The sequence below is a fragment of the Xanthomonas sp. LMG 12462 genome (assembly GCF_009192885.1).
In the GTDB taxonomy this organism is placed as follows: Bacteria; Pseudomonadota; Gammaproteobacteria; order Xanthomonadales; family Xanthomonadaceae; genus Xanthomonas_A; species Xanthomonas_A sontii.
In genome coordinates, this window is sequence record NZ_NMPP01000045.1 from 18,482 (window position 1) to 42,797 (window position 24,316).

23 protein-coding genes are annotated in these 24,316 nt (G+C 70.6%); 9 read left to right on the forward strand and 14 right to left on the reverse strand.

Annotation, left to right across the window (positions count from 1 at the left end; all coding sequences use genetic code 11):
• Positions 1 to 7: 7 nt before the first annotated feature.
• The 3 genes from CEK69_RS12165 (at position 8) to acpA (ending at position 3,207) form a co-directional block, all read left to right on the forward strand.
• Positions 8 to 1,006, forward strand: coding sequence for an AI-2E family transporter (locus CEK69_RS12165; protein WP_043095472.1), 999 nt, complete (start codon positions 8 to 10; stop codon positions 1,004 to 1,006).
• A 38-nt stretch (positions 1,007 to 1,044) separates the two neighbouring features.
• The gene (locus tag CEK69_RS12170) at positions 1,045 to 1,335 is read left to right on the forward strand and encodes a hypothetical protein (RefSeq protein ID WP_152245842.1); all 291 of its coding nucleotides are present in this window, start codon (positions 1,045 to 1,047) and stop codon (positions 1,333 to 1,335) included.
• Positions 1,336 to 1,494: 159 nt separating this feature from the next.
• Positions 1,495 to 3,207: an acid phosphatase gene (gene acpA / locus CEK69_RS12175; RefSeq protein ID WP_152245844.1), complete on the forward strand. Its 1,713-nt coding sequence runs from the start codon at positions 1,495 to 1,497 to the stop codon at positions 3,205 to 3,207.
• A 68-nt stretch (positions 3,208 to 3,275) separates the two neighbouring features.
• On the opposite strand, the gene CEK69_RS12180 is transcribed toward acpA, so the two are convergent.
• Positions 3,276 to 4,580, reverse strand: a complete 1,305-nt coding sequence (locus CEK69_RS12180; RefSeq protein WP_152245846.1) for an MFS transporter — start codon at positions 4,578 to 4,580, stop codon at positions 3,276 to 3,278.
• A 365-nt stretch (positions 4,581 to 4,945) separates the two neighbouring features.
• On the opposite strand from CEK69_RS12180, the gene CEK69_RS12185 reads away from it, so the two are divergent.
• A complete protein-coding gene (locus CEK69_RS12185) occupies positions 4,946 to 5,413 on the forward strand; it encodes a metallophosphoesterase family protein (protein WP_026144553.1) in 468 nt (155 codons plus the stop codon).
• A 153-nt stretch (positions 5,414 to 5,566) separates the two neighbouring features.
• Positions 5,567 to 5,995: a hypothetical protein gene (locus tag CEK69_RS12190; RefSeq protein WP_152181846.1), complete on the forward strand. Its 429-nt coding sequence runs from the start codon at positions 5,567 to 5,569 to the stop codon at positions 5,993 to 5,995.
• A 58-nt stretch (positions 5,996 to 6,053) separates the two neighbouring features.
• On the opposite strand, the gene CEK69_RS12195 is transcribed toward CEK69_RS12190, so the two are convergent.
• From CEK69_RS12195 to aroE, 9 genes are all read right to left on the reverse strand, one after another.
• Positions 6,054 to 7,625 (reverse strand): SDR family oxidoreductase, encoded by a 1,572-nt coding sequence (locus CEK69_RS12195; RefSeq protein WP_152245848.1) that lies wholly within the window; start codon positions 7,623 to 7,625, stop codon positions 6,054 to 6,056.
• A 238-nt stretch (positions 7,626 to 7,863) separates the two neighbouring features.
• On the reverse strand, positions 7,864 to 8,421 hold the full coding sequence (locus CEK69_RS12200; protein WP_152245850.1) for an ankyrin repeat domain-containing protein: 558 nt from the start codon (positions 8,419 to 8,421) through the stop codon (positions 7,864 to 7,866).
• 64 nt (positions 8,422 to 8,485) lie between these two features.
• Complete coding sequence (katB, locus tag CEK69_RS12205) at positions 8,486 to 10,009, reverse strand: catalase KatB (RefSeq protein WP_152245852.1); 1,524 nt, start codon at positions 10,007 to 10,009, stop codon at positions 8,486 to 8,488.
• A gap of 312 nt (positions 10,010 to 10,321) precedes the next feature.
• On the reverse strand, positions 10,322 to 10,819 hold the full coding sequence (locus tag CEK69_RS12210) for a hypothetical protein (RefSeq protein ID WP_226975145.1): 498 nt from the start codon (positions 10,817 to 10,819) through the stop codon (positions 10,322 to 10,324).
• Between the two features lie 143 nt (positions 10,820 to 10,962).
• Entirely contained in the window at positions 10,963 to 13,092 is a 2,130-nt protein-coding gene (gene dinG, locus CEK69_RS12215) for an ATP-dependent DNA helicase DinG (RefSeq protein ID WP_017907401.1), read from the reverse strand.
• Between the two features lie 67 nt (positions 13,093 to 13,159).
• The gene (locus CEK69_RS12220; RefSeq protein WP_152245854.1) at positions 13,160 to 13,519 is read right to left on the reverse strand and encodes a hypothetical protein; all 360 of its coding nucleotides are present in this window, start codon (positions 13,517 to 13,519) and stop codon (positions 13,160 to 13,162) included.
• Between the two features lie 43 nt (positions 13,520 to 13,562).
• Positions 13,563 to 13,907: a hypothetical protein gene (locus CEK69_RS12225; protein ID WP_226975146.1), complete on the reverse strand. Its 345-nt coding sequence runs from the start codon at positions 13,905 to 13,907 to the stop codon at positions 13,563 to 13,565.
• A 130-nt stretch (positions 13,908 to 14,037) separates the two neighbouring features.
• Positions 14,038 to 14,367 (reverse strand): hypothetical protein, encoded by a 330-nt coding sequence (locus tag CEK69_RS12230; RefSeq protein ID WP_223875564.1) that lies wholly within the window; start codon positions 14,365 to 14,367, stop codon positions 14,038 to 14,040.
• Positions 14,368 to 14,419: 52 nt separating this feature from the next.
• Positions 14,420 to 15,268: a shikimate dehydrogenase gene (gene aroE, locus CEK69_RS12235; protein ID WP_152181838.1), complete on the reverse strand. Its 849-nt coding sequence runs from the start codon at positions 15,266 to 15,268 to the stop codon at positions 14,420 to 14,422.
• Between the two features lie 52 nt (positions 15,269 to 15,320).
• Here aroE and CEK69_RS12240 point away from each other — a divergent pair, with 52 nt between their 5' ends.
• Complete coding sequence (locus CEK69_RS12240) at positions 15,321 to 16,211, forward strand: PD40 domain-containing protein (RefSeq protein WP_152245856.1); 891 nt, start codon at positions 15,321 to 15,323, stop codon at positions 16,209 to 16,211.
• A gap of 266 nt (positions 16,212 to 16,477) precedes the next feature.
• Here the strand turns inward: CEK69_RS12240 and CEK69_RS12245 are convergent, their stop codons facing one another.
• Positions 16,478 to 18,985 (reverse strand): sulfite reductase flavoprotein subunit alpha, encoded by a 2,508-nt coding sequence (locus CEK69_RS12245; protein WP_152245858.1) that lies wholly within the window; start codon positions 18,983 to 18,985, stop codon positions 16,478 to 16,480.
• 200 nt (positions 18,986 to 19,185) lie between these two features.
• Between CEK69_RS12245 and CEK69_RS12250 the strand changes: the two genes are divergently transcribed.
• The gene (locus tag CEK69_RS12250) at positions 19,186 to 19,941 is read left to right on the forward strand and encodes a DNA/RNA non-specific endonuclease (RefSeq protein ID WP_017909707.1); all 756 of its coding nucleotides are present in this window, start codon (positions 19,186 to 19,188) and stop codon (positions 19,939 to 19,941) included.
• A 116-nt stretch (positions 19,942 to 20,057) separates the two neighbouring features.
• Here the strand turns inward: CEK69_RS12250 and CEK69_RS12255 are convergent, their stop codons facing one another.
• Positions 20,058 to 20,945 (reverse strand): LysR family transcriptional regulator, encoded by an 888-nt coding sequence (locus CEK69_RS12255; protein WP_152245860.1) that lies wholly within the window; start codon positions 20,943 to 20,945, stop codon positions 20,058 to 20,060.
• Between the two features lie 91 nt (positions 20,946 to 21,036).
• Here CEK69_RS12255 and CEK69_RS12260 point away from each other — a divergent pair, with 91 nt between their 5' ends.
• A complete protein-coding gene (locus CEK69_RS12260) occupies positions 21,037 to 22,026 on the forward strand; it encodes an NAD-dependent epimerase/dehydratase family protein (protein WP_193313973.1) in 990 nt (329 codons plus the stop codon).
• A 314-nt stretch (positions 22,027 to 22,340) separates the two neighbouring features.
• On the opposite strand, the gene hemB is transcribed toward CEK69_RS12260, so the two are convergent.
• Both hemB and CEK69_RS12270 read right to left on the reverse strand, forming a co-directional pair.
• Positions 22,341 to 23,333 carry a porphobilinogen synthase gene (gene hemB / locus CEK69_RS12265; protein ID WP_043094219.1) on the reverse strand — a complete coding sequence of 331 codons (993 nt, stop codon included), beginning with the start codon at positions 23,331 to 23,333 and terminating at the stop codon, positions 22,341 to 22,343.
• A gap of 207 nt (positions 23,334 to 23,540) precedes the next feature.
• The gene (locus tag CEK69_RS12270; RefSeq protein WP_010340624.1) at positions 23,541 to 23,789 is read right to left on the reverse strand and encodes a hypothetical protein; all 249 of its coding nucleotides are present in this window, start codon (positions 23,787 to 23,789) and stop codon (positions 23,541 to 23,543) included.
• Positions 23,790 to 23,961: 172 nt separating this feature from the next.
• Between CEK69_RS12270 and CEK69_RS12275 the strand changes: the two genes are divergently transcribed.
• A partial coding sequence (locus CEK69_RS12275) for a hypothetical protein (protein WP_152245862.1) occupies positions 23,962 to 24,316 on the forward strand: 355 nt, incomplete at its 3' end.

Sequence of the window (24,316 nt, forward strand, 5' to 3'; positions counted from 1 at the left end):
GGTCGTCATGGCGCTGGGCGCGCTGGCGCTGCTGGCCTGGCAGTTGTCGGAGCTGCTGCTGATCGTGTTCGGTGCGGTGGTGGTGGGCGTGCTGCTGCACGGGCTGGCCACGCTGTTGCGCAAATGGTTGCCGCTACCGGAGTGGGCGGCGCTGGCGCTGGTGATCCTGGTGCTGGTGCTGGCGCTGTCGGCGATCGTGCTGTTGTTCGGCGCCGAGGTCGCCGCGCAGATCGACACCTTCCGCGCCACCCTGCCGGCAGCCTGGAACAAGTTCCATGCCTGGCTGCAGTCCGGCCCGCTGGGGCCGCAGATCGAGCGCATCCCCGACCAGTTGCGCGACGGCGCCTCGACCCTGGCCACGCACGCCGGCGCCATCGTGCTGTCGGCCGGCGGCGGCGTCACCGACGCGGTGCTGATGATGGTCGGCGGGCTGTACCTGGCCGCGCAGCCGCGGCTGTATCGCCAGGGCCTGCTGCACCTGTTGCCGCGCGACCGCCGCGGCGTCGCCGACGAGGCGCTGACCGCCAGCGGCCAGGCGCTGCGCGCGTGGTTGACCGGCCAGTTGCTGGCGATGGCGGTGATCGGCACCCTGACCGGCATCGGCCTGTGGCTGCTGGGCGTGCCGGTGGCGCTGGGCATCGGCCTGTTGACCGCGCTGCTGGACTTCATCCCCATCGTCGGCCCGATCGTCGCCGCGGTCCCGGCGATCCTGCTGGGCTTCACGGTCAGCCCGCAGGTGGCGCTGGGCGCGCTGCTGCTGTTCGTCGTGCTGCAGCAACTCGAAGGCCATGTGCTGCAGCCGCTGATCCAGGCGCGCGCGGTGGACCTGCCGCCAGCGCTGCTGCTGTTCTCGCTGTTCGGTATCGGCGTGCTGTTCGGGCCGATGGGCGTGGTGCTGGCGGCGCCGCTCACCGTGGTGCTCTACGTGCTGGTCAAGCGCCTGTACGTGCAGCATGCGCTGGGCGATGCCGAGGGCGCGGAGGGCGCCGGAAAGCCCGCCGCCTGATCTGCGGTGCGTGATCCCATCCCGCCCCGCACGCGACGATGCCCACCGATCCGCAGGACCTGCAACGCGATCTCGCCGAGACCTTGCACGGTGCCGCCGCGTACAACGACAAGGGCTATGCCTGGCTCGGACACGATGCCCAGCAGATCGCCGACATGCAGCATCGGTTCCAGGCCCAGTTGACGGAACTGGCCGCGCGCCTGGGCGAGGCGCGACTCGGCCCGGCGCTGAGCGCCGCCATCGCCAGCGGCGCGGCCGCGCGCGACGGCTCGGGCGACTATGTGGTGCTGTGCGAGCAGGTGTTCGGCCGCGCGCGGGTGCGCCGCTGACGGCCTCGGGCACCGCCCGGCGCAGCGTCATCCAGCGTCACGGGCGCGCGGCCTGCGATACGGCCGCTGAACGCCGGTCCCGCGCTGGGACCGGCTGGCTTTGACTTGTCATTCACGCGGCCCACACTGGCGGGTGCCTTTCCCTCGCCCGATGACCCCGTGAAGAAGCCGCCCCAGGATCCCGCGTCCACCCCGCCCGCCGACACCGACACCAGCCCCGAAAACCCGCAACGCCGGCGCCTGCTCGGCGGCCTGGCGCTGGCCGGCAGCGCCCTGGCGCTCGGCGGCCCCGCCGAGGCCCACACCGAGAGCGCCAAGCGCGCGCCAGCGCGTGCGCTGTCGCCGACGGAACTGGATCGGCAGCTGCGGCAGAAGATCGAACACGTGGTGGTGATCTACGCCGAGAACCGCAGCTTCAACAATCTGTTCCCCGAGTTTCCCGGGCTGCAGCAGCCGCTGTCCAAGGTGACGCCGGCGCAGGCGCGGCAGGTGGACCGCGACGGCAGCGTGCTCGACATCCTGCCGCCGATCTGGGGCGGACTGGCGCCGGACGAACAGGTGGTGGCGCATCGCCGCTACAAGATCGGCGAGGACGCGATCGGGCCGCTGCCCAATGCGCCGTTCGCGCTGCGCACGCCGGACGGCCAGCTGCTGCCGCACGGCATCGTGACCCGCGACCTGGTGCATCGCTTCTACGAAAATCAGATGCAGATCAACGGCGGCCGCAACGACGGCTTTGCCGCGTGGAGCGACGCCGGCGGCCTGGTGATGGGCCACTACGCCGATGCGCCGGCCACGCTGCGGCTGTGGAGCCTGGCCCGCGACTACACGCTGTGCGACAACTTCTTCATGGGCGCGTTCGGCGGTTCGTTCCTCAACCATCAGTACCTGATCGCCGCGCAGGCGCCTTACTACCCCAAGGCCGACACCAGCCCGGGGCGGACGCAGATCAGCGTGCTGGCCAGCGACCGGCCCGACGAGATCCGCCTGGCGGTGCAGGACGATTCGCCGGGCACCGCGCTCAACGGCCGGCCGCGCTTCGTGCGCAACGGCGCGCTGACCCCGGATTTCTGGGCGATCAATACCCTGAGCCCGCCGTTCCAGCCCAGCACCAGCCAGGACCCGACGCGCCCGGACTACGCCGACCCCAACAGCCCCAACACGCTGCCGCCGCAGACCCACCGCCACATCGGCGACGCGCTCGACGCCAAGGGCGTGGACTGGGCCTGGTACGCCGGCGGCTGGGCGCTGGCGGTGCAGGGCAAGGGCGACACCGGCGACACCAGCGAGTTCCCGGGCAGTCCCAACTTCCAGATCCACCACCAGCCGTTCAACTACTTCGCCAACCTCGCCCCGGGCACGCCGGCGCGGGCGCGCCGGCTGCGCGACGGTGGCCTGGGCGACACTGCGCCGGAGAACCGCTTCCTCGCCGACGTGCAGGCCGGCACGCTGCCGCCGGTGACGTTCTACAAGCCGCAGGGCAACCTCAACATGCACGCCGGCTATTCCGACGTGGCCGCCGGCGATCGCCACATCGCGATGGTGGTGGACGCGCTGCGCAACAGCCCGCTATGGGAGAAGACCGTCGTGTTCATCACCTTCGACGAGAACGGCGGCTGGTGGGATCACGTGGCGCCGCCCAAGGCCGACCGCTGGGGCCCCGGCTCGCGCATCCCGGCGCTGGTGGTGTCGCCGTACGCCAGGCGCGGCCACGTCGACCACAGCGTCTACGACACCGGCTCGATCCTGCGCTTCATCACCCGCCGCTTCGGCCTGGAGCCGTTGCCGGGCCTGGTCGAGCGCGAGCGCGCGATGCACGCTGCCAGCGGCGTGGTGCCGGGCGACCTCACCGCCGCGCTGGATCTGGGCTAGGCCGGCGCAGGTTGCGCAGGGCGGGGCGGACTGCCGCCGCCCTGCCCCGCGTCCAGGCAATGCGGCACTCAGGCGGCGTGGAACGTGCCAGCGCCGCGCTGGCGACGGAACAGCAGCAAGGTGCAGGCCAGGCCGATCAGCGCCGCCAGCGACAGCCACAGCGCCGGGGCAGCCCGGCTGTGCGTGGTGTGGATCAGCCAGGTCGACACCGCCGGGGTGAAGCCGCCCATCGTCGCGGTGGCCAGGCTGTAGGCCAGCGAGAAGCCGGTGGTGCGCACCTCGGCGGGCATCACCTCGGTCAGCGCCACCACCATCGCACCGTTGTAGGCACCGTACAGCAGCGACAGCCACTCGCCGACCAGCAGCAGCCGCGCGAACGAGGGCGCGTCGACCAGCCACTGCAGCGCCGGCCACACCGTCAGCAGCATCGCCACGCTGGCGAACACCAGCAGCGGCTTGCGGCCGATGCGGTCGCTCAGCGCGCCCATCACCGGCAGCCACACGAAATTGGACAGGCCGATGCAGCCGGTCACCACCAGGCTGTCCAGCTCGCTCAGGTGCAGCTCGGCGCGGCCGTAGGTCGGCATGTAGGCGGTGATCAGGTAGAACGACACGGTGGTCATCATCACCATGCCCACGCCGGCCAGGATCAATCCGACATTGGCGCGCAGCGAACGGGCGATACCGGCCAGGTCCGGCGCCTGCCGCGCGGCGAACTCCGGGGTTTCCTGCAGCGAGCGGCGGATCAGGAAGATCAGCGGCACGATCAGGCTGCCGATGGCGAACGGCACGCGCCAGCCCCAGCTGTCCATCGTGCTGTCGGAGAGCAGCGCGTGCAGGGCCACGCCGAGCGCAGCAGCGAACACCACCGCCACTTGCTGGCTGGCCGACTGCCAGGCCACGTAGAAGCCGCGCCGGCCCGGCGTGGCGATCTCGGCCAGATACACCGACACGCCGCCCAGCTCGGCGCCGGCGGAGAAGCCCTGCAGCAGGCGGCCGAGCAGCACCAGCAACGGCGCCAGCACGCCGATGGTGCCGTAGCCGGGGACGAAGGCGATCAGCAGCACGCCGGCCGACATCAGCCCCAGGGTCAGGATCAGGCCCTTGCGACGCCCGTGCCGGTCGATGTAACCGCCGAGCACCAGCGCGCCGATCGGCCGCATCAGGAAGCCGGCGCCGAACGTGGCCAGCGACAGCATCAGCGAGGCGAACGCGCTATGCGACGGGAAGAACGCATGGCCGATGGCCGTGGCATAGAAGCCATAGACCATGAAGTCGTACATCTCGAGGAAGTTGCCGGTGACCACGCGGAACACGGCGGCGGCGCCGTGCGGCGCGGCCTCGGCGGCGGGGGGCGTAGTGGAAGAAGTCATCGATCGGAGTCTGCTGGAGAAGAAACGGCACCGCCTTGCGATGTCGTGCGACGGCACGGGCGGCGCGCGCGGCAACGGTACAACACGTCGCGTACGCATGCCGCCATGACGCTGCACGTCGCTACGTACGGGTTAATGCACAGCGGTACGACGCCCAGGCCGGAACTGCCGCTGATGCAACATCGGGTGCATCCCGATACGCGCCGGTGATGCACCAAGCGTCGATGTCGATACGATCTCTACGTCCGCGCCTGGCTCGCTGGCGCCATCGCCTCACGAAACAGGCCAGCACGCGTAGGTCGCAACGACGCCACCACGTCCGAACGGGTAGCCTGCACGCTGTCACGCACCAGGAAGCGCCACCGATGCGTCCCGTTCGACCGCTGCATCTCGGCGTGATCGCCGACACCCATGGCCTACTCCGCCCCGAGGCGCTGGCGGCCTTGCGTGGGTGCGCCGCGATCGTGCATGCCGGCGACATCGGCAAACCGGACGTGCTCGACGCACTGCGAGAACTGGCACCGCTGCACGCGATCCGCGGCAACATCGACACCGCGCCATGGGCACAGGCGCTGCCCGAGACCCTGGACCTGGACATCGACGGCGTGCGCCTGCACGTGCGCCACGACCTGAAGACCCTGGCGCGCGTCGCCGATGGCGTGGACGTGGTGATCAGCGGCCACTCGCACAAGCCCTTGCTGGAGACCCGCGACGGCGTGCTCTATCTCAACCCGGGCAGTGCCGGGCCGCGCCGTTTCCGCCTGCCGATCAGCCTCGGCCACCTGTATCTGACACCGACCGGCCCGCGCGGCGAGTTGCAGACCCTGGGCTAGCGCAGGCGGCTCCCGCGCCGGGGCGCACCGACACGCGACACGCGGCGGGCAGGCGACGAACGCGCGCGATCTTCGCTACAGTGGAGGCGGGGAGGCGTGCGGCCAGCGGAGGCGTGGCGACGCCAGGATGCGGCAATGCGAAGGGGAGCGAGCATGCGCAAGGGATGGAACGTTTTCGGCAAGGTCGGCCTCGGCCGCATGACCAGGGACGAGTACCAGGCCAATCTCAACGGCCTGAACATGTTCTTCGGTGCCGTCCTGGGCCTGGTGCTCACCGGCACCGAGCGCCTCAACGCCTGGCAGTTCGGTGTGGTCCTGGGCGTCCTCGCCAGCCTGGTCATCTCGATCCTGTTCATTTCCAGCAGCCGGCACCGGGTGGCGTACGCGATCTACACCCTGCTGATGGTGCTGGCACTGCCGAAGGTGATCGACGTGATGCTCAAGGGCCAGGCCCTGCTGCCGGACAAGGTACAGCCGACGCTGATCGTGTGGACCATGATGACCATCATGGTCGAGTTCTGGGGCCGCGAGAAGGACGCCGAGAACGCTGCCGCGACGGCCGTGGACCGCACGCTCGGCTAGACGGCGCGCGGGCGCGGACGCACGTCGCGCACCGTCGCGATCGCGGCGGCGCGTCGCCTCACCAATCCGTCGGCGCGTAGTCCTTGAGGAACTGGCCCCACACGTGCTCGCCGGTGTTGAAGCCGTGGATGATCGGATCGACGATGCGTGCGGCGCCGTCGACGATGTCCAGCGGCGGATGGAAGCGCTCTTCCTCCACCTTGCGCGCGGCGATCTCGGCCGGATCCTCGTCGGTGACCCAGCCGGTGTCCACGCTGTTCATGTGGATGCCGTCGTTCTGGTAGTCGGCCGCCGAGGTGCGGGTCATCATGTTCAACGCGGCCTTGGCCATGTTGGTGTGCGGATGCCGGGTGGTCTTGAAGTTGCGGTAGAACTGCCCCTCCATCGCCGACACGTTGACGATGTGCTTGTCGCGCTCGGGCGTGCGCAGCATCAGCGGCTTGAGCCGCGCGTTGAGCACGAACGGCGCGACCGCGTTGACCAGTTGCGTCTCCAGCAGTTCCACCGAGGACACTTCGTCCAGCAGCAGCCGCCAGGAGTTGCGCCCGCGCAGGTCCACCTGCTGCAGGTCCTGGTCCAGGCGCCCTTCCGGGAACAGGTGCTGCTGGGCGAGCAGGTCGTCGGCCAGCAGCGGCACCTGCGACAGTTCCGCGGCGCGCAGCAGGCCGTCGGCACCGCTGCGCCCCTGGCCCGCCCCGGCCATCTGCGTGCTGCCCCCAGCCGGCAGCAGATCGGGGCCGCGCAGGCCTTCGTACTGGCCCACCAGCCGGCGCACGTGTTCGGGCAGGTCGTGCAGCGCGGCGGTCTCGCCGGCCAGCATGTGCGCGTAGAACTGCGGCGGCCGGCGCACGGTCTGGCAGGCGTTGTTGACGATGAAATCCAGGCGGCTGCGAGTCGCCAGCAGTTCGCTGCAGAACGCCTCGACGCTGGGAGTGTGGCGCAGGTCCAGCCCGTACACCTGCAGGCGGTGGCCCCACTCGGCGAAATCCGGCTCCTCCGCATAGCGCGCCGCCGAGTCGCGCGGGAAGCGGGTGGTCACGATCAGCTCGGCACCGGCGCGCAGCAGCTTGAGCCCGGCCTGGTAGCCGATCTTGACCCGGCCGCCGGTGAGCAGCGCCACGCGCCCGCGCAAGTCCGCGGTCTCGGTGCGCTTGAAGTAGTTCAACTCGGCGCAGGGCGGGCACATCTGGTCGTAGAAGTGATGCAGCTCGGTGTACTTCTGCTTGCACACGTAGCAGTGGCGCAACTCGGGCGAATGCGCCGCCGGCGCCTCGGCCACGGCCTGCGCATGGGTCAGCGCTTCCGGCGTGTGCGGCGGGAAATAGTTGGGCGTGCTGAACACCGGTTTGCGCCGCAGCGCACGGATGCCGGTCTGCGCCAGCAGCTCCTCGGCCTTGCGCACCTTCTCCTGGTGGCGCTCGCGCGCCTGTTCCTTGAGCAGCTTGCGCCGCGCCTTGGGCTCGGGATTGAAGACCTGGGCGACCACCTGCAGCAGGCGCACCCGCTCGGCTTCCGGCAGGGTATCGAGCACGCGCCGGTCGGCGGCGATGGTCTCGAGCAGGTCCAGGGTGATGCGCAGGCGCTCGGCCTGGGGCAGGTCGTCGGGCGAAACAGGGGCAGTGGCGTTCAAGACAGATCCGGGATGGGCGACGGCGGGCCGCAGCAGAGCGCCGGCACGATGCCGACAGGGCAGCACGCGGCCCTGCGGCGCCACCGCCCGCCGAAGCGGGAACAGCGGCGGCACGGGCCGCGGCGGGCCGGAGGAACCGGCCACCCGGGCATTTTCGCCGATCCGGGGCCCGCGATCCACGCGCCGTGCGATTGCCGGTCACGGCCTCCGCTCCGGAGGCGGAGCGAGGCGGGACCGCTCAGCGCGCGGGTGCGGTCGCGAACTCGCCGCGCTGCAGCTTGGCCACGTCGTTGCCTTGCGCATCCCTGGCCTGCAGGTCGGCGCCCTTGGCAGCGAGGTCCTTCAGCACCTCGGTGCGCTGGAACAGCGCCGCATACATCGCCGCGGTCTGACCGGCGTTGTTGCGCTGGTCCGGCGCACAATCGGCCTGCATCAGCCGCTTGGCGATGCTCAGCTCGCCCTTGAAGATGGCGCCCATCAACGCGGTGTTGCCGCGCTTGTCCTGCGCGCAGGGGTCGGCACCGGCGCGCAGCAACTGCTCCACCGCCGCCTGCTGGCCGTGGTAGGCGGCGAGGATCAGCGCGGTGTAGCCCTTGTCGTCGCGGGTATCGAGGTCGTAATGGGCGCGGATGAACTCGGCCAGCATGTCCTGGCGGCCCTGCCGCGCGGCATCGAAGAAGTAGCTGCGTAATTGCGCCTGCACTGCAGTCGGATCGGGCGCGGGCGGCGCGGCCGGTGCAGCGACCGCCGTGGCGCTGACCGCGAGGCCAAGAAGGAAGAGGACAACACGACGCATGGGGAGTCTCCGCAAGAGAGTACGCGGCGCGGCGATGCCGCCGCCGGGCCGCGCGTGGGACGGATCAATCCTGCAGCTGCGCGGCCAGTTGCTTGACCCGCGCCAGGTCGCCCTTGGCCACCCGCGCCACGCCGCTGCCGTAGGCCGGGTCGGCCTTGTACAGGAACGACAGCATGATGTGCTTGCTCGCGTCGTCGGTGCCGGCCAGCGATTCGCCGAAGCTCTGGATCAGGTCCTGCTGCTCCTTCTTGCTGTAGCCGCGGAACAGTTCGCCGGCCTGCTTGAAGTTCTGCTCGCGCGCGATCCTGGCCTGCTGGGTGGTGCCGGACAGCGGCAACTGGCTGTAGCGCGCGTTCGGATCCTGCGGCCGCGGGCTGAGACGGCTCGGCTCGTAGTTCACGCCGCTGCTGGTGCTGCCGGCATTCATCGCGCCGTCCTGGTTGCCGTTGTTGACCGCCACGCGCGGCCGGTTCACCGGCAGGCTCAGGCCGTTGGTGCCGACGCGGTACAGCTGCGTGTCGGCGTAGGAGAAGATCCGCCCCTGCAGCAGGCGGTCTTCCGACGGCTCGATGCCCGGCACCAGATTGGCCGGCGCCATCGCCACCTGCTCGGTCTCCTGGAAGAAGTTGTCCACGTTCCTGTTCAGCACCATCTGCCCGATCTTGCGCTCGGGCACGCCCGGCCAGATCTTGGTGGCATCCAGCGGATCGAAGTCGAACTTGGCCAGGTCCTCGGGCGCGAGCACCTGGATGTACAGGTCCCACTTCGGATAGTCGCCGCGCTTGATCGCGCCGACCAGGTCGTTGGTCAGGTGGCTGTAGTCCTTGCCCTGCACCGCCACCACCTGCTGCGGATCCAGGTTCTTGAGGCCCTGCAGGCTCTTCCAGTGGAACTTGACGTAGTGCACCTGGCCCTGCGCGTTGACCAGCTTGTAGGCATGCACGCCGTTGCCGTCCATGAAGCGGTAGCCGGCCGGCGTGCCTTCGTTGGAGTACAGCAGGGTCAGGGTGCGGGTCGCCTCGGGGACGTGCGAGAAGAAGTCGAAGCGGCGCGCATCATCGTCGAGGTTGGTGCGCGGGTCCGGCTTGAACGCATGCACCATGTCCGGGAACTTGATCGCATCGCGGATGAAGAAGGTCGGGAAGTTGTTGCCGACCAGGTCCCAGTTGCCTTCGCTGGTGTAAAACTTGGTGGCGAAACCGTGCGGATCGCGCAGCGTCTCCGGCGAATGGTTGCCGTGCACCACCGAGGAGAAGCGCACGAACACCGGCGTGGTCGTGCCCGGCGCGAACACCTTGGCCTTGCTCAGCTCGGAGATATCGGCGGTGGCGGTGAACTCGCCATGCACGCCGGTGCCGCGCGCGTGCACCACGCGCTCGGGGATGCGCTCGCGGTCGAAGCGCTGCAGCTTCTGGATCAGTTGCACGTCCTGCAGCAACGTCGGGCCGTTGGGGCCGGCGGTCTGCGAGTTCTGGTTGTCGCCCACCGGCGCGCCATTGTCGCGGGTGAGCGTGGACTGCGCGGCGCTGGCCGACAGGATCAGGGAAGGCGACAACAGGACAAGCAACAACAGGGATCCAGGGCGCATGGCGTCGGCTCGTGTGAAGGGAGCTGCAGCATGGCGGGAGTGCGACGCGCAGAACATTCGTTCCTTGCAATCGATGCCATCGACGCGGCCAATCGCATCCGCGCACTGTGATCGCGACCATTGGTAGAGCGCGCAATCCGTTGCAGCGGCAGCGTCGTCGCTGCGTCACTCGACGACAATGCAGCCGTAGATCGACCGCAAAATGTAGACGCGCGCGCGTGCCAGCGGCAGCGGCGATGCCTGGCGATGCGGCCGCAAGCGCACCGCGGCGCGATGTACCGCGCGTAGCGCCGCGATGGCGGACGCTAGCGCTTAGCGCTTAGCGCTTAGCGCGCGGCTGCGGTCGGCGAACAGTGTCTGATCGGCGCGGCTGTAGGCCTCGCGCTGCACGGCCGCATCGATGCCGCGCTGGAAGTCGGCGCGGAACGCCGACTCGGTGATGCGCTGGGCGATCAGGAACACCGCGTGCGCCGTGTCGGCGCCGACCGCCTGCGCATCGGGAAAGCCCTGGCGCCGGATCAGATCGGTCAGGCGCTCCTGGCTTTCCTTCTGCGCCGTTCGCACCTCGCGCGCATACGCGCGCAACGAGACGGTGTCGTGCTGCAGCCGCTGCGGCGAATAATCGCGCTTGAGATCGGCGCGGGCCTGTGCGTCGTCGCTGATCAACTGCAGCAGTTGCGTGCGATAGGCCGGATTGGCCGGCGCTGCCGCTGCTGCGTCTTCTGTCGGTGCGCCCGTCGGCCGCGCCACGGCGATGCCGGTCAGCACGCACAACGCCGCTCCGAACGCCCACTGTCTGGCGATTCGCATCATGATTCCCCCTGTCGCCCGCGATACTAGACCAGCGCGCGCGACCTGTCCGCGCCGCGGCGGCGACCGCACGCCGTTGCCCTCAGTGCGATGCCAGCTCGGCAAACGGCGTCACATCGACAACCCAACCGACGTCACATCGCCTAGCCGATCACCCGCTTGAACGGCGGCAACGCATCGATGATGCGCTTGCCGTAGCGCTTGGTCAGCAGCCGCGAATCGAGAATGATCACGCGGCCGTGGTCGTCGGCGGTGCGGATCAGGCGGCCGGCGAACTGGGTCAGGGTGCGCAGCGCGTGCGGCACCGCGATCAGGTTGAAGGCGTTGAGGCCGCGGCTCTCGAACCATTCGCCAAGCGTGGCGGTCTGCGGATCGGTCGGCACCGCGAACGGCACCTGGGTGATGACCACGGTGGTGCAGGCCTCGCCCGGCAGGTCCAGGCCCTCGCCGAAGGAATTGAGGCCGAACAGCACCGAGCCTTCGCCGGCGCCGATGCGGCGCATGTGCTCGCCGATCATCTGCGACTTGGAACCCTCGCCCTGCACCAGCACGCGGTTGCGCTGCGCAAGCGGCAGTAGGTCGGCCACCTTGAGCATCTTCCAGCGCGAGGTGAACAGCACGATCGAACCCTTGCCCCAGTCCAGTTCGCGTACCAGGTAGCGCGCCACTTCGCGCGGATGGCCCTCGCGGTCGTCCGGCGCCACCGGGAATGCCGGCACGATCAGTTCGGCCTGGTTGGGCAGATCGAACGGCGAGGACAGCGACACCATCTCCGCATGCGCGGGCAGGCCGTTGTCGATCGCCAGCGCCTGGAAGTCGCCGCCGCCGGTGAGCGTGGCCGAGGTCAGCACCGCCGCGTCCACCTCGCTCCACAGCAGCGAGCGCAGCACCTGCGCGGCCGACACCGGCGAGCAATGGCAGATCAGATCGGCATCGCGCGAGGCGGTGATCCAGCGCGCCATCGGCGGCTGCCCGTCCTGGTCCTCGCGGCGCCAGCCCAGCCACAGCGCGTACTGCTGCTCGACCATCTCCAGGGCCATGCCCAGGTTGCGCTGCAGGCGTTCCTTGGCCGCGTCCTCCTGCTTGGACTTGGCCGCCATCTGGTGTGCGGCCTGCACCCAGTTCAGCAGCGCCCCGGTGTCCTGCGCCTGCGCATCGATCAGCGGCTTCCAGTCCTCGGGCAGGCGGCCGTTGGGCGCGCGCCACATCGGTTCGTCCTGGCCCGGCTCCGGCACCCACACCCGTTCGATCTCGGCGCGGAACGCCTTCAGGCCCTTGGCCACCTGCGCGGCCAGTTCGACCGCCTCGTTGGGCAACTGGTTGCCGATGCGGTCCTTGTCGGCGAGCCGGTAGGCGGCGCCGACCAGCGCCTGCAGGCGGCCGGTGCGCCGCGCCATCTCGTCCAGCGGCAGGTTCGCCGCGCCCTGGTCGATGGCGACGCCGGCGATGTGGTGGCCCTCGTCGAGCACCAGCAGCATGTCCGACGGTGGCGCGATCAGCGGCTGGCCGTTGTCGCTGTCGCCCAGCGACAGCGCCGACAGCAACAGGGCGTGGTTGGTGACCACGATCTGCGCATCGCGCACCTCGCTGCGCGCCTTCAGCACCGGACACTGCACCGCGAACGAACAGCGGCGCCCGGCGCAGCCGGCCGCATTGGTGGTGATGCGCGCACGCAGCGACGGCGGCACCGGCTCCGGCGCGGCATCCAGGTCGCCGTTCCAGGTCCTGTCGGCGTAGGCCTTGGCCAACGCCCGCGCCTGCTCGGCCTCGGCCGGGCTCAATGGGCGGTCGTACAGCGGCGCCTCGTCCTCGAACATGCTGTCCTGCGCGGCCTCGCCATGCAGCTCGGCGACGTTGCGCGTGCACAAGTAACGGGTGCGGCCCTTTGCCAGCGCCACCGTGGCCTCCAGCCCGGTGGCCTTGAGAAAGGCCGGGATGTCGCGCTCGACCAGCTGCGACTGCAGCGCCACCGTGCCGGTGCTGATCACCAGCTTCTTCTTGCTGGCCAGGGCGATCGGCACGCCGGCGGTCAGATAGCCCAGGCTCTTGCCGACGCCGGTGGGCGCCTCGGCCACGCCGACGCCGCCGGAGGTGCCGAGCGCGCGCGAGACCACGCCGATCATCTGGCTCTGCGCGCGGCGCACGCGGAAGCCCGGCGTGTTGGCCTGCAGCTTGGCGTAGGCATCGCGGATGGCCAGCTTGACCGGTTCGGTGAGCTGACGCGGGGACGGGCCGGACGCGGGCGGCGTCGACGGCGAAGCGGAATCGGTCATCCCGGCATTTTCTCACGTCCCGTCGCAGGGACTGAAACGCTGGAACTGAACGGTGCTGCGCGCCGCGTTATGGCGGCAGCGGCGGCGCGGCCTTGCGCGGCAGCGCCAGCCACAGCGCGCGCAGCAGCAAGGCCAGGCCAGCCACGTACAGCGCATCGTCCAGCAGATGCACCAGCGCATAGGCGTCCGGATGGGTGCCGCGCAACTGGGGCGTCATCAGTTCCACCCAGCCCAGCACCGCGTTCAACAGGCGCGGCAGGATCGCGCCCATCATCAGCACCGTCAGCCCGAGCCGCGCCAGCGTGCGTGCGCGGCCCGGCGCCAGCCGCGGGAGCAGCAGCAACGCGATCAGCGGCAGCAACAGCCGCGCCAGCAGGCCGAGCCCGCCGGTCAGCACGCTCATGTCCAGCACCGGGTGCACGCTCATCGCCAACATCCTCGCCTCCCTGGACGACGCACGCCCTTGTTCTTCAGTTCGATGGCGCCCGCCGCGCCGGCAGGGCGAACCACAATGCCAGCACCAGCAACAGCGCGCTCACTGCCGTCAGCAGCGCGACGATCGCCTCCGACATGACCATCCACAGGTTGGATTCGGTCGCGTTCGCCGCGCGCGACATCAGCCACGCCGGCAACAACGACATGCCCGTCGTCAGTACCACGACCAGCACCAGCACGCCCAACCCCCACAAGCCGAGGGTACGCGGCCGGCCAGGGCCGCGCGTGGCCAGCAACCCCAGCCCGACCGCAGACATCGCCAGGATCGGGAACTGGAACAGCGCGGTGAGCAAGAGATAGTTCACGGCGACAGAGTCCACGCAGGACCTCCTCTTGATGGGCAGCGAACGGGGCGATCGGCGCCGACCAGGACCACGCCATAGGCGCGGCCCGGGTGTCCCTGCGGTTCTCGCAGCACGATCTCCCTGGACGCGGGTCGCCGCGACGCCATCAGCGCGGGTTTGCGACGCGCGGCGGCATGGCGAAGCGCAACGCCAGCACCAGCAGCAGCATGCCCACCGCGAAGATCAAGGCGACCGCGCCGTTGGCGATGCCCAACAAGCTCGAGATCGACGAGTAACTATGGCCTTGGGAAATCAACCACATCGGCACGAACCACAACGCCAGCCCCAGGCCCAGGGCCAGCAGCAGGATCGCCAGCCCGCAGATTCCCAAGGTGCGCGCACGGCCAGGACGGCGCGTGAACAGCAGCGCCAGTCCGACCACATAGACCAGCGCGAGCGGCAACTGCGTGAGCAGTCGCGTCAGCACCTGCAGCATCAATGATTCGTCCATGCGTTTATTCCCGGATAGAGGGTGGAGGCGAAGTGTTTCAGTCGGCGCTGACCAGCACGGCATCGCGCTCGCGCAGCGCGGCGTACACCGGGTCGGTGTCCGGGCGCACGCCGTGCCAGGCCTCGAAGCTCTCGGCGGCCTGTTCCACCAGCATGCCCAGGCCGTCCACGGTGTCGCGGCAGTGCGCCGCGCGCGCCCAGGCCAGGAACGCGATCGCCACCTCGCCGTAGTTCAGGTCCACCGCCAGGGTCATGCTGTTGATCAGCGACAGCGGCAGGGTGAAGCTGGCGGCCGGGTCGCGGCCGATGGTGGTGGCATTGACGATCAGCTCGAAATCGCCCAGCTCGCGCAGGTCCTCCCAGTAGCGCGAGATCGCGCGCGCCGGCTCGCCCAGTGCATCGACCAGCGCGTCGGCGCGTTCCGGCGCGCGGTTGACCACCACCAGTTGCTGTACGCCGGCCTCCAGCAGCGCCGGCGCCACGCCGCGCGCGGCGCCGCCGGCGCCCAGCAGCAGCGCACGGCGGCCACGCAGGTCCAGGCCGTTGCGGCCGGTCAGGTCGCGCACCAGGCCGGCGCCGTCGGTGTTGTCGCCATGCCACTGGCCATCGCGGAAGCTGAGGGTGTTGACCGCACCGGCCGACTGCGCGCGTGCGCTGTGCACCACGCTGAGGGCGAACGCGGCTTCCTTCAGCGGCAGGGTCACGTTGGCGCCGACACCGCCGTCGGCGGCGAAGGCGGCCAGCGCCGCGGCGAACCCGTCGGCCTGGACGTCGATCGCCTCGTACTGCAGGGCGATGCCGGTCTGTTTGGCGAAGGCGGCATGGATGTGCGGCGACAGCGAATGGGCGACGGGATGGCCGAACACGGCAAAACGGGAGTTGGGCATGGAGCGCTCGTTGGTTGTTTTAGACTGGCGGCGACATTCCATGGAATCCCTCATGCGGACCCCTGCCCTGCCGCTCGCGCTGGCCGCGAGTTTACTCTGCGCGCCGTGTGCGTTCGCGCTTTCCGAATTCGGCATCGAGGGCATGGGCGTGGTATCGACCGCCGCCGACGAGACCCGCGCCAGCGTCGCGCCCGACGGCCAGCGCATCGTCTGGGCCAGTCCCGACCGCCCCGGCGGGCCCGGCGGCGGCGACCTGTGGCAGGCCGTGCTGCGCGACGGGCGCTGGCGCGACCCGCAACCGCTGCCGGCGCCCGTGAACTCGCCGAGCCTGGACAGCGACCCGTTCTTCAGCGCCGATGGACGCTGGCTGTACTTCGCCTCGGATCGCCCCGGCGGCCACGGCGGCAGCGACCTGTACCGCGCGCCGGTGCTGGCCGACGGCGGCTACGGCGCGCCGCAGAACCTGGGCGCGGCAGTGAATTCGCCGGGCAACGAGCGTGCACCGACCCTGTCGCTGGATGGCACGCGGCTGCTGTTCGCCAGCGACGGCCATGGCGGCGCCGGCGGCCTGGACCTGTTCGTGGCGCGCCAGGAGGGCCAGGCGTTCGCAGCACCGCAGGCGTTGGCCGGGGTCAACAGCGCCGACGACGAGACCGATGCGGCGTGGCTCGGCGACGGCCGTGCGCTGCTGTTCGCGCGTGCCCATGGCGGTACGAGCAGCCAGGTGCTGCTGGCGCAATGCGCCGGTGGCCGCTACGCAGATCCGCAGCCGCTGTCGCTATCGTTCAACGGCAGCGACGGCCACACCGCCGGCGCCGTGCTGGATGCGTCCAAGCCCAGCGAACTGCTGCTGTCCGGCAGCGCCCGCGCGCCCAGGGCCGGCAAGCGCGACCTGTACCGGATCAAGGCACCGGCCGCCACCGGTAGCGGCGACTGCAGGTAAGCGGATTGCGTGGCGACGCGAGGCAGATGCCGGTCTGCTGCCGCGCCGACACACAACAAGCGGGACCAGAAGGCCGTTGTGGGAGGGACTTCAGTCCCGACGCATGGCACTCGGACGCATCGCCCGGTTGCTTCACGCGCGCATTCCGCTCGGATCAGAGGCTCCCTGAAATGGCTGCCACCGTCCTCAGCCCAGCATCATGATGCGCAGCGACGATCGGGGCTGGCACGCAAGAGCCTGGATCGCACTGCGATCGGCGCATCGCCTCAATACACGTCGCGCCGATAGCGCCCATCCGCGCTGAGCGCATCGAGCGTGTCCTCGCCCAGGATCTCGCGCAACGCCGTATTCACGCCGCGCGCCATGCCGGCAAGACTGCCGCAGACGTACACGGTGGCGCCGCGCGCGACCCAGTCGCGGACCGCGTCGGCAGACTCGCGCAACCCGTCCTGCACGTAGCGCTGGTGCGCCTGGTCGCGCGAGAACAGCAGATCCAGGCGCTGCAGATGGCCGGCGTCGCGCCAGGCGCGCAGCTCGTCGCCGAACAGCGCATCGTGCGCGGCATTGCGTTCGCCGAACAACAGCCAGTGCCCCTGCACACCGGCCTGCGCGGCCTCGCGCAGCAGGCTGCGCAGGCCGGCGATACCGGTGCCGTTGCCGATCAGCAGCATCGGCGCAGCGCCGTGCCGGCGGAACCCGGGGTTGGCCCGCACCTGCGCGCGCAGCATCGCACCCACCGGCGCATGCTGGCACAGCCAGCCGGCGCCCACGCCGGGGCGGCCGTCGTCGCGCAGAATCAGGCGCACCACCAGTTGCAGCAGGCCGTCGGCCGGCACCGAAGCGATCGAGTATTCGCGCAGCGGCAGGGTCGGCAGCGCGTCCACCCAGGCCTGCAGGTCGTCGCCCGGCGTTGGCGGCGTCAGCGCGCGTGACGCCAGCGCCTGCCACAGCGGCTGCCGCAGGCCATCGGCCTGTACCGTCTGTTCCGCGTCCAGCGCCCGTGCGGCGAGCCAGGTGCGGATCGCGTCGGCCGCATGGCAGGGCTGCACTTCCAGGATGTCGCCGGCATGCCAGTGCGCCTGCGGCGGCGGCACGAGGTCGATACGCCACACCGGCGCACCGGCGCTGCCGGGATTGAGCAGGACGCGACCGGCCAGGCCCCAGTCCAGCGGCTCCGGCGCCTGCAGCACCGGCGCCGACGCCGCCACGCCAGTGAGCGCGGACAGTTGCCATTGCCACTGCGCCAGTGCCTGCGGATCGGCGTTGTCCACTTCCAGTGGCGGGAACAGCGCCTGTGCGCCCTGCGCGTCCAGCCAGTGCTGCAGCTCCCGCGAGAAGCCGCAGAACTGCGGGTACTGGCGATCGCCCAGGCCGAGCATGGCGTAGCGCAGCTCCGGCAGGGCCTGCGCCTGGCGCAGCACGCGGCGCACGAAGCCGCGCGCCGCGTCCGGCGGTTCGCCGTCGCCGAAGGTGCTGACCACGAACAGCGCGCGCTGGCTGCCGCGCAGCTGGGCCAGGTCCAGCTGCGCCAGCGAACGCACCTCCACCGCCAGCCCGGCGGCCTGCAATTGCGCGGCGGTCTGCCAGGCCAGGCGCTCGGCCAGGCCGCTCTGGCTGGCGAAGCCCACCAGCCAGGCGCCGGCGGCATCGCCGACCAGCCCCGGCAGCGCGCGGCGCGCGGCGCGCAATGCGCGCTTCTTGCGCCGGCGGTCCAGGTACAGCATCCAGCCGGTGACGAAGAACAGCGACATGCACAGGCTCGCCAGCAGCATCGCCACGCGCCCGGGCAGGCCGAAGAAGCTGCCGCTGTGCAGCGCGAACATGCTGGTCAGCAGGCGCCGGCCCAGCGGTTGCTGCCGATACTCCAGGTGGCGCAGGACGCGGCCACTGGCCGGATCGAGCTCCACGCTGTCGTAGGCGCGGTCGTGCGCCGGATCGGGCGGCAGGTAGCGGGCCACGATCGGCTGGCCGCTGCGGCCGGGCAGGCGCAGGTCCAGGTAGGCGCGCCGCGCGGCCGGCACGGTGGCGAGGGCCGCCTGCAGCCGCGCGTAGTCCACCGCCGGTGGCTTCCCGCCACGACCGCCCTCCTTCTCCTTGGGCGCGGCATCGCCGCCGAGCATCGCCACCAGCCCCTGCCGGTACCAGTCGTAGGACCAGTACAGCCCGGTCGCGGCGATCAGCAGGTACACCAGCAGACACCAGGTGCCGATCACCGAGTGCAGGCTCCACAGGAAGCTGCGCCCCTGCCGGTTCCACTCCACCGCCCACCAGGCGCGCCAGCTCCACCAGCGCCGCGGCCAGCGCAGGTACAGACCGGACAGGCAGAAGAAGATCAGCACGAAGGCGCAAACCCCGGTGACCGCCTTGCCGCGCTCGCCGGCGGCCAGGCGCCGGTGCAGGTCTTCGACGAAGGAGAAGAGCCCATCCAGGCGCGGCGCCGGCAGCACCGCGCCGGTGTAGGGGTCGAAGTACAGGCGGCCGCCGTCGCGGCCGGGCAGGCGCACCGCGGACGGCCGCGTGCCGGTCGGATCGATCAACATGCGGTTGCTGCGGTGCGCCCCTTCCAGGTCCAGGCGCCGCGCCAGTTCGGCCAGCGGCAGCGGCTGCTCGCCGGCGGCATGACGCGCGGCGATGGCCGCCAGCGGCGGATTGGCCAGGCGCACGATCTCGTCCTCGAAGGCGAGCGTGGCCCCGCTCAGGCCCATCACCGACAGCACCAACCCGGCGCTGATGCCGAGCAGCCAGTGCAGCTGGAACAACAAGGACTTGATCACGTCGGCGCGGTGCGGGACAGGGCGGTCGCGCATTGTAAATGAGAACGCTTATCGCATGCGATTGATCCGGCGCCGCGCGGCGTCTACCGCCAAGCGTGACCCACGGCGCAGTTGCCATTTGCGGCACATCTAGCGGTCACCCGGCAGACATCGAATCTCGCCAGTTTCTTCACCTCCCCTGACCAGCCGAGGTTCCTGCAATGTCCGTCTCCCTGCGCGGTTGTCTTGCCCTGCTTGCGCTGTTCGCCGCCCAGGCGGCAAGCGCCGCCACCAGCTGTCCCACGCTCTACGCCGGCGGCAAGGCGCCGACGCTCGACGCGTCGATCACCAGCCGCACCACCGAGGTCTGCCATACCGAATACGTGCTGATGGCCTCCGGCGTGACCAAGGGCCCGCTGTACTCGGCCGAGCACATCACCGACCAGCAGGTCGCCGGCGCCGAATCGATCGGCCGCGTCGGCTCCTTCCACGACGAGACCGGCATCCCGGCCGCCGACCGCTCGCATACCTCGGACTACACCAACTCCGGCTTCGACCGCGGCCACATGACCCCGGCCGGCGACGCCTCGACCACCAACTCGGAGAAGGAAACCTTCTCGATGGCCAACGTGGTCCCGCAGGACCACAAGCTCAACACCGGCGAGTGGGCGCGGATCGAAGAGCAGGTGCGTCAGCTGGCCAAGCAGCGCGGCGAGGTCTACGTGGTCACCGGCCCGGCCTTCGACAGCGGCACGCGCAGCAGCATCGGCGCCGACCACGTGCAGATCCCGGACTACGTGTGGAAGGCGGTGTACGAACCGGGCAACGGCGCGGCCGCCTACATGTGCGTCAACGACAGCACCATCAACTGCGACGTGGTGTCGATCAACGACGTCATCACCATGTCCGGCGTGGATCCGTTCCCGGCGATCAGCGCCAGCATGAAGGCCAACCCGATCGCGCTGACGTTGCCGTAAGCGGGGATTCGGGAGTGGGGATTCGGGATTGGTAAAAGCGTCCTGACATCCCTGCCCGGTTTGGGCGGCCGGCGGCGCGTGTGCGCCGGCCGGCCGCCATCGCACGCGCGCGCACCTCAGGCGGTGTGCGCGGTCATCGCCTCGACCAGGGCCGAGAACACGGCACTGCAGGCGGCGCTGCCGCGTACGTCCTGGTGCATCACGATCCAGCTCTCCAGGCCGACGCGCACCTGCTGCGGCAGCACCGGCAGCAGCGCCGGCGTGCGCCGCGCCAGCGCGACCTGGCAGAAGCCGATGCCGCAGCCGGCGCGCAGCAAGGCCAGTTGCGCCAGGTCGCTGTCGGCGCGCAACGCGAACGCCTCGCGCCGCCACGGCGGCAGCGCACTGCGGGCGGCGCGCAGGAACGGCGTTTCCGTATCGAAGCCGATCAGCGCGTGCTGCGGCAGTTCCTCCAGCGTCCGCGGCAGACCATGTCGGTCCACGTAGTCCTGGTGCGCGAACAGCGCCACCGCCACTTCGCCGACGCGGCGCGCGACCAGCACGTCCTGGGTGGGCCGGGTCATGCGTACCGCCACGTCGGCCTCGCGGTGCAGCAGGTCCTGCACCCGGTTGCTCAACACCAGTTCCAGCCGCAGCTGCGGATGCGCGCGGCGCAAGGCCGCCAGCACCGGCGGCAGCACTTCCGCGCCGATCACCTCGCTGGCGGCGATGCGCACCGTGCCGCGCACCGCATCGCCGTGGCGGCCCGCCGCGCGCTGCAGCGACGCGGCCAGGCTGCCCATCGCCTGCGCATGCCCGCGCAAGGCCAGGGCGGCATCGGTGGGCAGCAGGCCGGTCTGCGAGCGGACGAACAGCGGCACCGCCAGCGCCTGTTCCAGCGCCGCCACGTGACGGCCGACCGTGGGCTGGGTCAGCCCCAGCGCGCGTGCCGCCGCCGACAACGAGCCCTCCTCCAGCACCGCCAGGAAGGAGCGGTAGAGTTCCCAGCCGATCGTATTGTCCATACAGAAATGTATAGCTGGTCGGCGCTCTTCGCCAATTTTCTTCTGTGGCACCGGCACCGAGACTGAGCGCCGACCCCGACGGAGCGCTGCCATGTCCTCTTCTTCTTCCACGGCCCTGGTGCTGGGCGCCAGCGGCGGCATCGGCGGCGAACTGGCGCGGCAGATGCGCGACGCCGGCTGGCAGGTGCGCGCCCTGCAGCGCGGCCTCGCCCACCCCAGCGAGGCGCGCGACGGCATCCACTGGCACCGCGGCGATGCGCTGCGACAGGCCGACGTGCGGCAGGCGGCCAAGGGCTGTGCGGTGATCGTGCATGCGGTGAACCCGCCCGGCTACCGGCGCTGGTCGGAGCTGGTGCTGCCGATGATCGACAACACCGTGGCCGCGGCCATCGCCGAGCGCGCCACCGTGGTGCTGCCGGGCACGGTCTACAACTACGGCCCGGACGCCTATCCGGCGCCGGACGAAGACGCGCCGCAGGCCCCGGTCACGCGCAAGGGCGCGATCCGGGTGGAACTGGAGCGCCGCCTGCAGGCCGCGACCGCCCAGGGCGCACAGGCGATCGTGGTGCGCGCCGGCGACTTCTTCGGCCCGCGCGTGGGCAACAGCTGGTTCGCGCAGGGGCTGGTGCGACGGGGACGGCCGGTCACGACGGTGACCCTGCCGGGCGATCCAGGTGTCGGCCACCAATGGGCCTACGTGCCGGACGTGGCGCGGACGATGCTGGCGCTGCTGCAACAGCGCACGCGCCTGCCGGCGTTCGCTCGCCTGCACATGGACGGGCACTGGGACGCCGACGGTACGCAGATGGCCGCCGCGATCGCGCGGGTGGCGCAACACCATGGCCTGGCGCCGCCGCGCACGCGCCGCTTTCCGTGGCCGCTGCTGACCCTGGCCCAGCCGTTCTGGCCGCTGGCGCGCGAACTGCACGAGATGCGCCCGCTGTGGCGGCACCCGCTGCGCATGCGCAATGCGCGGCTGCTGGAACTGCTCGGCGAAGAACCGCACACGCCGCTGGACGTGGCGGTGGAGGCGACGCTGCAGGGGCTGGGCTGTCTGCCGGCGGCGACACCATCGGCATGACGCCGATGTGTGCGTAGGCGCGGCTTCAGCCGCGACCGGGCTTTCCCGTTGCACCCCGGTCGCGGCTGACGCCGCACCTACGAAGATCCACGCAAATGGAGCGCAAGATCGCCGCCTTTACAGGAGCGACTTCAGGGCACCTCGAATGACGCATCATTGCCGCGGCTCGGCATGATGTCCTGTCTCGATGGCAGGAGCGGCTCGAACCGCTCCTCCCAATGGCCTTCGCCGTTGTTGGAGGTGCCCTTCAGCCGCGGCAGCGCCTTCCCAAGAAAGGCGTCGCAACGGAGGCGCTCCAACAAGCGGACGCCGGCTCAGCGCGCCTCGCGCAGCCAGCGCGCCACCTGCGGCGCGAAGTAGGTCAGCACGCCGTCGGCGCCGGCGCGCTTGAACGCCATCAGCGACTCCAGCACGCAGGCGCGCTCGTCCAGCCAGCCGTTGCCGATCGCCGCCTTGAGCATCGCGTACTCGCCGCTGACCTGGTAGGCGAAGGTGGGCACGCGGAATTCGTCCTTCACCCGCCGCACCACGTCCAGGTAGGGCATGCCGGGCTTGACCATCACCATGTCCGCACCTTCTTCCAGGTCCAGCGCGATCTCGCGCAGGGCCTCGTCGCCGTTGGCCGGGTCCATCTGATAGGTGGTCTTGTCGGCCTTGCCGAGGTTGCCGGCGCTGCCCACCGCCTCGCGGAACGGCCCGTAGAAGGCCGAGGCGTACTTGGCCGAGTAGGCCATGATGCGCACGTGCAGATGTTCGTCGGCATCCAGCGCGCGGCGGATCGCGCCGATGCGTCCGTCCATCATGTCCGACGGCGAGACGATGTCCACGCCGGCCTGCGCATGCGACAGCGACTGCTGCACCAGCGCCTCGACGGTGATGTCGTTGAGCACGTAGCCGCGGTCGTCGATGATGCCGTCCTGGCCGTGGCTGGTGTACGGATCCAGCGCCACGTCGGTCATCACGCCCAGCTCCGGGAAGCGCATCTTCAGCGCGCGCACCGCGCGTTGCGCCAGGCCGTCCGGGTTCCAGGCCTCGGCCGCGTCCAGCGACTTGCCGGCCGGGTCGATCACCGGGAACAGGTCGATCACCGGGATGCCCAGTTCCAGCGCGGCCTCGGCCTCTTTCAGCAGTTCTTCGATCGACAGCCGCTCCACGCCCGGCATGGACGCGATCGGGGTGCGCCCGGGCACGTCGTGCACGAACACCGGCCAGATCAGGTCGTCGACGGTGAGGGTGTGTTCGCGCATCAGGCGGCGCGAAAAGGCATCGCGGCGCATGCGCCGGGGGCGATAGTGGGGATGGGCCACGTGCAGGCTCCTGGGTGGGCGGATGTTGGGAGGCCGCGCCAGTCGCGCGGCCGATGCCGCCAGGCACCGCAGGCCGCGCCGCCGGCACCGGCGTGAACGCAGGGCGGCCCGCGCGCGGGCCGCCGTCGGCTGCGCATGTTACTCCCGCCGGCGCGGCGCGCAGTGCGGGATGCTGCAACACAGCATGCCGGTCGCCCGGCACGCAGGTCAGATCACCCCGCCGCCCAGGCTCAACCGGATCACCCCGACCACGATCACCAGCGCATTGAGCATCAGGCCGGTCTTGGCGCGGCCGCGGTTGGGCGCCGCGGTGAACAGCAGCCCGATCGCGGCGATCAGCGCGCCGACCGCGGCGAACGGGATCAGGAACCAGTTGCCCCAGCCGAGCAGCGGGATGAAGGCCAGGATCATCCACAGCAACGCCACGATGCCCCACAGCAGACTGATCAGGCCCATGCCGGCCTCCGTGCGAATGTCAGCCTGCACCATAGCGCGCGGCGAACGCCAGGCAACCCAACTCTTGGCACGGGGATCACGGCGGCCCTGCGAGGGTGCGACAGCGGCGGGTTCGGCACGATTCACCCGGCCCGCCTATGATCGCGTGAGATCCGAACACGGGGGTAAGGCCATGAACATCCGACCGCTGTTGCCGCTGGCGCTGCTGCTGGCCCTGGCCGGCTGCGCCAGTTCCTCGAAGGTGATGGTCGGCGCGGCGCGCCCGCCGATCGACCCGGCACTGGTGCAGATCTACTCCGCGCCGCCGCCGGGGGCGGTGGATATCGCCCAGCTCGAAGCCTCCAGCGCGGCCGGCTTCGGCACCCAGAGCCAGACCGACGCGGCGGTGGACCGGCTCAAGCGCGACGCGGCCAAGCTCGGCGCCAACGGCGTGGTGCTGATGGGCGTGGGCTCGCAGCGCTCCGGCGGCGGCCTGTCGGTCGGCGCGGGCAGCTACGGCGGCCACGTCGGCGGCGGCCTGGGCATCG